General features: G+C 30.5%; 7 protein-coding genes. 6 read left to right on the top strand and 1 reads right to left on the bottom strand.

All coding sequences use genetic code 11. The features are described 5' to 3' along the window. Window positions 1-160 precede the first annotated feature (160 nt). The 6 genes from B4G36_RS09835 to B4G36_RS09810 all read left to right on the top strand — a co-directional run bounded on the left by B4G36_RS09835 (window position 161) and on the right by B4G36_RS09810 (window position 9,238). Window positions 161-2,860, top strand: coding sequence for a class I SAM-dependent DNA methyltransferase (locus tag B4G36_RS09835; RefSeq protein ID WP_291063700.1), 2,700 nt, complete (start codon window positions 161-163; stop codon window positions 2,858-2,860). 230 nt (window positions 2,861-3,090) lie between these two features. After that, window positions 3,091-4,206 (top strand): Fic family protein, encoded by a 1,116-nt coding sequence (locus tag B4G36_RS09830; protein WP_291063698.1) that lies wholly within the window; start codon window positions 3,091-3,093, stop codon window positions 4,204-4,206. 29 nt (window positions 4,207-4,235) lie between these two features. Continuing rightward, window positions 4,236-6,236, top strand: coding sequence for a DEAD/DEAH box helicase (locus tag B4G36_RS09825; RefSeq protein ID WP_291063696.1), 2,001 nt, complete (start codon window positions 4,236-4,238; stop codon window positions 6,234-6,236). Next, window positions 6,229-7,425 (top strand): GIY-YIG nuclease family protein, encoded by a 1,197-nt coding sequence (locus B4G36_RS09820; protein WP_291063694.1) that lies wholly within the window; start codon window positions 6,229-6,231, stop codon window positions 7,423-7,425. Before B4G36_RS09825 ends, B4G36_RS09820 begins: the two co-directional genes overlap by 8 nt. Window positions 7,426-7,438: 13 nt before the next feature. After that, the gene (locus B4G36_RS09815; protein ID WP_291063692.1) at window positions 7,439-8,305 is read left to right on the top strand and encodes a hypothetical protein; all 867 of its coding nucleotides are present in this window, start codon (window positions 7,439-7,441) and stop codon (window positions 8,303-8,305) included. A 309-nt stretch (window positions 8,306-8,614) separates the two neighbouring features. Then, entirely contained in the window at window positions 8,615-9,238 is a 624-nt protein-coding gene (locus B4G36_RS09810; protein WP_291063690.1) for a hypothetical protein, read from the top strand. A gap of 249 nt (window positions 9,239-9,487) precedes the next feature. Here the strand turns inward: B4G36_RS09810 and B4G36_RS09805 are convergent, their stop codons facing one another. Continuing rightward, window positions 9,488-10,267, bottom strand: coding sequence for a hypothetical protein (locus tag B4G36_RS09805; protein WP_291063688.1), 780 nt, complete (start codon window positions 10,265-10,267; stop codon window positions 9,488-9,490). Window positions 10,268-10,359: the final 92 nt, after the last annotated feature.

Raw genomic sequence — 10,359 nt, 5'->3', positions numbered from 1 at the left:
TTTAAAATGCACAACGGGTGTATTAACAATTAAAATTTAATGTTTTATCTAATATAAAAATTTTCTTTTAATAGATATTGATATTAGTATTCTAAATACTTTTACTAAACTTTTCCTTAATTTTACCATTCAACAAATAAAGTCCTCAACTAGCTTTTAAATGAAAAAATCAGAAATTCAACATAACCTAGATACAATCGCCCAAAATATAGACCAAGAAAACTTCATTTACGATTTCTTAGCCTCATTTGGGTTATCTAAAACAACAATCACTCGTCTAAAAAAAGGAGACTATAACCTTTCTAAAAACGAAGGCGAATTATTCTACAAAGGCAAAATATTCTTCAAAGTAGAAAAACAAGCCAATCTTTTAAATCTAATCGACGAGTTAGCAAAAGACGACAAAATCAAAAAACAGAAACCTCGTTTCATTGTTGTAACAGATTTTCATAAAGTATTAGCAGTTGATACCAAATTAGGCAACAACAAAGAATTTCAGATTCAAGAATTAGGAGAACAAACAGATTTCTTTTTACCACTTTCTGGAGCCGAAATTTATCGTGTAAGCAACGATAATAAATTAGATCGTGATGCCGCGTATAAATTAGGCGAACTATACGATATCTTAATTGCGGATAATCCAGAATGGGTAGCCAATGGAAGTCATCACCTAAACATATTCTTATCACGTTTACTATTCTGTTTTTTCGCAGAGGATACGGGGATTTTCGAACAGAAAAGTATCTTCACCGAAGCCTTAGTAAACAACACAGCCAAAGATGGTTCAGATGTAGATACATTCTTAGCAACACTATTCCGTAAATTAAATACACCTAAAGGCCAAGGGACTTTTCCATCACATTTAAACAATTTCCCTTATGTAAATGGAGGTTTATTTCGTGATGATATCCAATGTCCTAAATTCTCAAAAAAAGCACGTCAAATCTTAATCGATTCTGGCGAGTTAGATTGGTCCGAAATTAATCCGGATATCTTCGGGTCAATGATTCAAGCAGTTGCTGATCCTGCCGAACGTAACAATTTAGGAATGCACTACACATCAGTGGTCAATATCCTAAAGTTAATCAAACCTTTATTTTTAGATGATTTATACGAGGAGTTCGAAAAAAACAAAGGCAACGTCAAAAAGTTAGAAGCATTATTAGACAGATTGGGGAAAATAAAATTCTTTGACCCTGCCTGTGGTAGTGGGAACTTCTTAATCATCACCTACAAAGAATTACGTAACCTCGAGATTCAAATAATAAAAGAGTTAATAGACCTAAACACAACCCAGCGTAAAATCTATTTCTCTGAAATTAAATTGGCTCAATTCTACGGCATCGAAATCAAAGATTTTGCACACGAAATGGCGATTCTATCCCTTTGGTTAGCAGAACACCAAATGAACCAAGTGTTCGAACAGGAGTTATTAGATTACGGAAAATCAAATCCTATTCTGCCATTACAACAAAGTGGGAACATTACACAAGGAAATGCAGCACGTGTAGATTGGGAACAGGTGTGTCCAAAAGAAACAAACGACGAAATATATATCATCGGGAATCCTCCTTATTTGGGTGCGAGAATTCAAGATGAGGAACAGAAATACGACATTGCTTTAAACTTTCCCAAATTAAAGGGGGCTAATAACTTAGATTATATTTTTATTTGGTTTTACAAGGGAGTTAATTTCATTAGAAATTTCAACGCTAAATTAGGATTAGTGTCAACAAACTCTGTTTGCCAAGGAGAACAAGTAAGTTTATTGTGGCCAACGTTATTAGATGATACAATCGAAATTGATTTCGCTTATCAATCATTCAAGTGGGTGAACAACGCTAAAGGGAATGCAGGAGTAACAGTAGTTATTATAGGTTTAAGAAATTACTCTAATTCTCCAAAATATATCTTTACAGAATCAATTGCAAAGCAAGTTAAAAACATTAATGCTTACTTATTAGAAGGAAATAATGTTTTTATAACGCCAAGAACTAAACCACTTGCCCAAATTCCTGAAATGAATTTCGGAAGTATGGCTAATGATGGTGGTGGATTAATTCTTGATCAAGAAGAATTTAATGAATTATCATTAATTGAAAGTTCAGAATTATTTTTAAAAAAATTAATAGGTGCTGAAGAATTTCTTAATGGAAAAACTAGATATTGTATATGGTTAGATGAAAATAATTATAAAAAATTTGAAACAATTGATTTAATAAAATCACGTCTTAATCACGTTTATAATCATAGAAATGGGAGTAAAAGATTAGCTACAAATAAATTAAAAGACATCTATTATTCTTTTGGTGAAGTTAGACATCAAGATGGTGATTCAATCATTATTCCTAGACATTCGTCAGAAAATAGAGATTATATACCTTTAGGATTATATAACTCAGATACTATTATTGCAGATTCTGCATTAGCTATTTATAATGCTCAACCTTGGATATTCGGCGTACTCCACTCAAAAATGCACATGGTATGGGTTGATGCTGTAGGTGGTAAATTAGAAACACGTTACCGTTACTCAGCAAAATTGTGTTACAACACTTTTCCATTTCCTACATTAAGCGAAAAGCAAAAAGAAACCATCAACCAATATGTATTTAGTGTATTAGACGAACGTGCCAAATACCCAGAAAAAACAATGGCGTGGTTATACAATCCCGAAACAATGCCTGCGGGATTAAAACAAGCACACAAAGAATTAGACGAAGCCATCGAACGCATCTACCGTTTAGCACCTTTCAATTCAGACGAAGAACGTTTAGAATACTTATTCAAACTATACGACGAAATGACCTCGAAAGAATCCCTATTCGCTAAACCAAAAAAGACAACAAAAAAGAAATAAATAAATTTTGGTTACAATAAATAAGATATTTATGTAAGCAAAAAAGTTTGATAACAGAAATTGTAAGCAAACTTTGTTGTTTACATTTTTTAAACAAAAGTTGTAATCAAATCTTTTTGGTTACAACTTTTGTAATCAAAAAGATTTGATTGTTATATTTAGTCAAATACTGTAATCAAACACTATTGTTTACATAATTTTAAGTATATTTGAATACAATAAGATAGAAAATGGATTTTAATATAGATAATGCAGTAAAATATCACTACAATAATTTTCCTCCTCAAAATATTAACTACGCAGTTTTTATTCAAGAATTAGTAAAGGCAACAGATGCACTTGCTCGTTTTGATCAAATGCTTAAAAACTTACACAATACCGAAATACTTTTGGCTCCATTAAGAAATCAAGAAGCCGTAATATCTTCTCGTATTGAGGGTACGATTAGTACAATGGACGAAATTATGTTGTATGAAGCAGATAACGAAGGGCAAGAAAATCCAAATGTTAAAGCAGATGTCATTGAGACCATCTTATATCAGCGAGCGTTAAAAAATGCACAGAACGCATTAGAAAATGGATATAATTTTTCAATTAGCTTCATCAAACAAATGCACCAACAATTACTGTACTTAGGAAGAGGAGCTAACAAAACTCCTGGCGAATTTAAAAAAGAACAAAATTATTTAGCCGATACGCGTAAGAAAGAAATTCAATTTATTCCAATCAATCCAGAAAACTTAGATCAAGGATTAGAAAATCTATTTGAGTACATTAAAACCTGTGATTTACCACCTCTAATTAAAACTGCAATTATGCATTTAGAGTTTGAAGCACTGCATCCTTTTAAAGATGGGAATGGGCGTATTGGACGAATGCTAATAACTCTTAATTTGTGGCAAGAAAAAATTCTTTCACAACCTCATTTTTATATCAGTGGATATTTCGAAGAAAACAAAGACGAATACATCGAACAAATGCGCGAGGTTTCTCGTTCAAACGATTGGAACCAATGGATTAAGTTTTTCTTAAATGCTGTAGAAAGTCAAGCAATTCGTAACCTAGAAATTGCAGAAAGTATCAAAAACTTATACGAAACAACGAAAACAGAATTTTCAGATATATTATCCTCTAAATGGAATATGGAGATTTTAGATTTTATATTCACGTATCCAGTATTTAGAAATAATAAATTCGTCAACACGACTAAAATACCAAATGCTACAGCTGTTTTAATCATAAAAAAATTAGAAGAAAATGGGTATTTAGTTTTAAGAGAAAAAGCGGCTGGTAGAAGAGCTGCCCTTTATTCTTTCGAACCTTTAATGAAATTAGTACGTGTATAATATAATTTCGTAACTCAATTCAAACAAACATGGAAAACAACCAAACCCAAAACTATAAAAAACCAATCAACATAGTTGAAGTTAACTATAAACAAACAGGGAAAAGTAAAGCAACGAACGAACTAGGGATGCGTCAAATGCAAGCCGATGCATTCGAGGCTCGTTCTGCTCAATACCTATTATTAAAAGCACCTCCTGCTTCGGGGAAATCAATGGCTTTAATGTTTATAGCATTAGACAAATTAATCAACCAAGGAATAAAAAAAGTAATTGTTGCTGTTCCCGAACGTTCAATTGGGAATTCATTTGCACCAACTCAATTAACAAAGTTTGGGTTCTTTGCCGATTGGGAATTCAACATTAAATATAACCTATGTACGCCTGGTTCAGATAAAAGTAAAGTTCAAGCATTCAAAGACTTTATGCTGTCTGATGAAAAGATTTTAATTTGTACTCATGCCACATTACGCTTTGCATTCGAAGGCTTAACAGAAACAGATTTCAACGATTGTTTAATTGCAATTGATGAGTTTCACCACGTTTCTGCCGATGGGGAGAATAGATTAGGAAATGTCTTACGCAACTTAATGCAAAAATCAAATGCGCATATCGTAGCAATGACGGGTTCTTACTTCCGTGGCGATAGCGTACCTGTTTTAGCTCCAGAAGATGAAGCTAAATTTACACCTGTCACATACAATTACTACGATCAATTAAATGGGTATGAATACCTAAAATCATTAGGGATTGGGTATCATTTTTACCGTGGAAGATATTACAAAAAAGATGAAGAAAGAGGAATGTCTGCCTTAGAGGAAATCTTAGACGAAAACCTTAAAACAATTATCCATATCCCAAGTGTAAACTCTGCTGAATCTTCAAAAGAGAAATTAGAAGAGGTAAATCATATCATTGATTGCATTGGTGAACTAGAGTATCAAGATACGGAAACAGGGGTTCTATATGTAAAAAGTAAACGTTCTGGACGTATTTTAAAAATTGCAGATTTAGTCAACGATAATCAAAAAGAAAGAGATAAGATTACAGCATACTTACGTGGAGTAAAAACACCTGACGATATCGATATGATTATAGCATTAGGAATGGCTAAAGAAGGATTCGACTGGCCATTTTGTCAACATGCTTTAACGATCGGATACAGAGGTTCATTAACCGAAATTATTCAAATCATCGGGCGTGCGACACGCGATAGCAACAACAAAACACACGCTCAATTCACCAACCTAATTGCGCAACCAGATGCAATGGATGATGATGTAAAATTATCTGTCAATAACATGCTGAAAGCAATTACAGCTTCATTATTAATGGAACAAGTCCTAGCACCGAACTTCAAATTTAAACCAATGCAAGACGAGGACGAGGATGTGATAGAGGGTGAAAATGACGAGGAGAATACAATCAGAATTAAAGGATTCAAAAAAGCAAAAACCCAACGTGCAAAAGAGATTCTTCAAAACGATTTAAATGATTTAAAGGCTCGTATTTTACAAGACGAGACAATGCTAAAAGCAATGCCTGGTAATTTGGAACCTGAAGTAATCAATCAAGTAGTAATTCCACGCATCATCAAAGAGGTTTATCCTGATTTAAATGAAGAAGAGGTAGAAGCGGTTCGTCATTATGTAGTGGTAGATTCTGTCATCAAAAATGGAGAAGTCGAAGAACAAGGTTCAAAAAAATTCATAAAAATGGCAGGTAGCTTTGTGAATATTGATGACATTAATATCGATTTAATTGATACAATTAATCCATTCCAAAAAGCCTTCGAAATCCTTTCAAAGAATGTAACTTCAAGTGTCCTAAAGTCAATACAAGATACAATCAATGTAACCAAAATTGAACTTACAGAAGAAGAAGCGATTTTACTTTGGCCTAAGATTAAAGAATGGGTAAAACGTACAGGGGATAAACCAAGTATGCAATCTTACGACCCAAAAGAACAGCGTTTAGCTCAGGCATTATTATTTATTCAAGACGCAAAAAGAAAAAAAGCGCAAAATGGCTAAAACTTTAGATGATATTTTTGATGATGATGACTTTGGTTTATTAGATACAAAACCAACGCAAACATACAATAAGACAGACGAAGACCGTTTAATCGATGCTTTCGAAGAAATCAATACCTTTTATCAAACTAATAAAAGAGAACCTTCCAATGCTTCGATGTCTGAATATACATTGGCTTCTCGTTTAAAAGAGTTAAGAAATAACGAACATAAAAAAGGAACTTTAAAAGCTTTTGATCGTTTTAATTTGTTAGGTGATTACACTCCTAAAATTGAATCCTTAGACGATATTCTAGACGATGATGACTTAGGTTTATTAGAAATGGAAGGAGACCAATCCATTTTTAATTTTAACCATACGCCTAAAGGTCCTTCACGTGATACAGCGGATTACATTGCTCAACGTACTTCAATTTCCGATAAGGATTTCGAGAAATATGAGGTGATGTTCAAACAAGTACATCGTGAATTAAAAGAAGGGAAGCGTAAATTCAAAGAGTTTAAAAATGCAGAAAAGAACCTGAAAGAAGGGAACTTCTATTTAGTGGATGGGTTATTAGCTTATTTAGAAGTTGCAGACATTGATAAGGTCTTAAAAGTGAACAAATCAGGAGATAGAGTTCGTATTGAAGGGCGTACAGTAACAGTCTTTGAAAATGGAACAATGTCCAATTTACTTTTCAGATCTCTAGGAAAGGCTATTCAAAAAAATGGAAAACTAATTACAGATGTGATTGATGGGGGCGAAAAAGAATTATTCCAAAATGCAGGGGTACAATACCCAGAATCCAAAGAAGCAGGATGGATATACATTTTAAAATCGAAATCAAATAATCCCGATATTAAGGCCATTCAAAATTTACATAAAATTGGGTTTAGTAAAGGAGAAGTAAAAGATCGCATTAAAAATGCAGCTAAATCAGCAACGTATTTATACGATGAGGTCGAAGAAGTTGCATCATTCCAAATTGCAGATGTAAACATCCAAAAATTCGAAAATCTAATCCACCGTTTCTTTGGCGACGCACGCCTTAGCATTGATATAGAAAATAACGGATACCGTATCTCTCCTCGCGAATGGTTCGATATCCCTTTACCAATCATCATAGAAGCTATTAATCTAATTGTTAATGGTAATATCATCGAATACAAATACGATAGAGAAACTCAAGCTATTATTTTAAAATAAAATTTTGATTTAAATGGATTTAGATGAATTACAACAAAAGCTTAAAAATAATTTTATAAATATTTGTTGTACTAATAATATAAATGGTAGAGATATTGCAAATACAGAGCTTTTAAAGATTCTAATTAAGAAGCTTGAGAATTTGGGATATGAAAATTGGACTCAACCAAAATTAGATAAGAATGATTTAAGAATGCAATTATTTGTAAAATTTGATTTTTATACATCATACTATTATCATAATATGAATCTTACAATTGAAAACTATGATAATATTGTTGAAGATAATTTAGACTTAGGTTATTCATATCAATTTACTTCAGAAAGTATGATCTTCAAAGAAGTATATGAAAGAACTAATTATTTAAGTAAAATTTATTTTGACTTAGAATATTTCCTACAACAAGTTAACAAAAAACTTTCATATGTAGACTTTAATAAAACGAAGAAAAAAAGTCATTTTTTTAATTCATTAATAAATCATATTGGGATCATAAAATCTATTAATATTAATGAAATTATTACAGAAATAAATAATATTTATGGAAATGAATTATTATATAAAGTTAAGAACAGAGAGGTTGAGTTCAGTATAATTTTTGATTATTTAACGACTTTTAGAAATAGTTTACATAACAATGGATTTTCACAAAAAACTTTGAATAAAATTGATTTTGGTGGTATTCCTATTGAAATTAAACAAGATCAACAAGTTAATATTAATCATTGTGTACTATTTATTCTAATATTCTGTCAAATAGTAATTTTTGAAAAAATCGTTAAAAAATTATTGGTTGATTACCCTGAATTATGGCAAGATGAATACTTAAACCATATTGAAACTAAAAAGAAGTTATTTAAAAAATCTGATAAAAATTAATAAAACAATTATTTGAATATAATTTATTACACAATATTCCTCCAATTCCATTTAAGTTGAGGCTTTAATCACTATCATCTAACAACCAACTCCAAATAGTTTAGATAGACTTTAGTTAAACTTTAGCTAAAGAAATAAAATAATAAATGCGAGATTCCACGAGATTCTCGCATTTTTTAGTCCTAATTTCAATGCCCCTGTCATGCTGAACTCGATTCAGCATCCCATTACGTTAATCTACTTTACATTTTATATATTATATGTGGTTAATATTCATTATTTTAAATTGCTTAAAATAACCATCTTATAATGAATAAAAGACTAAAACTAATTGAAGAAATTATCAAAAGAAGCGAATCAAAAGATTGGTCAAGTGCAAAAAATGAATGGTATTTTCAATACATCTACTATGCTTCAGAAGAGCAAAAATGCCTATGTACGCAACAAATACATAATATATGCGTAATCAAAAATAAAATTAGTGGAGTTGAAACAGAAGTCGGAAATGAATGTGTCAAGCAATTTTTAGGAATTTCGACTGGAGATAATATCTTAAAATCTATACAACATTTAAGAAACGATTCATGTAATAGTTTAAATCTTCATGCCTTAGATTATTTATTTGAAAATAAAGTAATAAATATTAAAGACTATGATTTCTATAATGGTATTCGATCAAAAAGGAATTTAAGCCAAGCAAGACTAAAATGGAAATTAGACATAAACCAAAAATTCCTGAAATTCACAAGCTATGATTTCAATAAAAAACTTCAAACAATAAACAATATGATCCTAACCATGGAAGAAATGAATCAGAACACAGATTTCATTAAAGATGTAAGAAGTAAATTCATTCAATATGGTAACTTAACTGATAATCAGCGTGATTCCATAAATAACATCTACACAAAATTTATTAAAAAACCTGAATAAATAAGTTCTCGTAAATTTTATTATTAATAGATTATAAATGTTTACTTAATACCCAACCTACAAAGACTGCATCCAACTCGCAGAAGAACACAACGCTTTAATTTTAGGAGTAGTAGTTTCTTTAATCCGACAGAAAAGGAAGTTTTAAATAAAAGATAAGGAGAACACCGTTCTCCTTTTTGCATTGTATTATTTTTTATAAAACTTTACTTACAGAAGTTACGTCTTAGGAATTATTACTATTTTTTTCTAGTTGATTAAAAACCGATCCATCATTAATGAATTCAAAAAATCATCTTCTAAGAATTCTTGTAATTGTATTTTTTTATAAAAATTATGTACAAATTTTTCATTTTCTAAGTCCCAACTAAATTTCTTCTCAACTAAATTTAAAAGACAAATGAAATATAAAATTTTAAACTCTTCTTTTAGAAATGTAAATTTTAATAAATCATATATTTCTACTTTATCTAGATAATCATTGCTATCAACTAACTTAAATATGAACAATATTTTTTTACACATTTCTTGAACAATTTGTAATGTAATTTCATCATTCAGTTTATCTAAAATATCATTGTTATAGGATTCTTTATCAATTTTTCTTAATTGATAATAGTAATATCTAGCTTCAAATTTTCCTAAGTATCCTTTGAATTCACTCTTATATGTTGCATCTGTGTATTTACCTTCTTTTAAAACTAATATTTTACTATGCTGTCTATACAAATCAATTAATTTCAATAATCGATTGTAAGCATCATCTACGTCATCTTTTCGGTTAATACGGTCAATTTCTTTTTGTTGATTATTATTCGAGTAAATCAGTAAAAGAGTGGTTATAAAAGTTAATAAACTTCCAAATAAACCTCCGACAAAACTTCCAAACTTGTCTAAAATATCAGGATTTATTACACAACTCAAACCTGTCTTTATGTAAAAACAAACAACAGTAATAACAAAGCCAATAATTGTAAGAATTAACAAGATATATGCATATTCTTTTAATTTGGAATTTTCTTTAAACATAACTTTTACCCGTTGTGCATTTTGATTAATAAAGAATAAAGTTGTTCATTTGATTGAAAATCAGTAAATTGTTTTAACTACAAAACATTTAC

It is taken from the genome of Empedobacter sp. UBA3239, from assembly GCF_002362875.1.
Classification (GTDB): domain Bacteria; phylum Bacteroidota; class Bacteroidia; order Flavobacteriales; family Weeksellaceae; genus Empedobacter; species Empedobacter falsenii_B.
This window is presented reverse-complemented; position numbering and strand designations above follow the sequence as displayed.

Bases quoted from the DNA above. Each gene is read 5' to 3' on its own strand.
- B4G36_RS09835 (WP_291063700.1), top strand. From the start codon at position 161: ATGAAAAAATCAGAAATTCAACATAACCTAGATACAATCGCCCAAAAT.
- B4G36_RS09830 (WP_291063698.1), top strand. From the start codon at position 3,091: ATGGATTTTAATATAGATAATGCAGTAAAATATCACTACAATAATTTT.
- B4G36_RS09825 (WP_291063696.1), top strand. From the start codon at position 4,236: ATGGAAAACAACCAAACCCAAAACTATAAAAAACCAATCAACATAGTT.
- B4G36_RS09820 (WP_291063694.1), top strand. From the start codon at position 6,229: ATGGCTAAAACTTTAGATGATATTTTTGATGATGATGACTTTGGTTTA.
- B4G36_RS09815 (WP_291063692.1), top strand. From the start codon at position 7,439: ATGGATTTAGATGAATTACAACAAAAGCTTAAAAATAATTTTATAAAT.
- B4G36_RS09810 (WP_291063690.1), top strand. From the start codon at position 8,615: ATGAATAAAAGACTAAAACTAATTGAAGAAATTATCAAAAGAAGCGAA.
- B4G36_RS09805 (WP_291063688.1), bottom strand. From the start codon at position 10,267: ATGTTTAAAGAAAATTCCAAATTAAAAGAATATGCATATATCTTGTTA.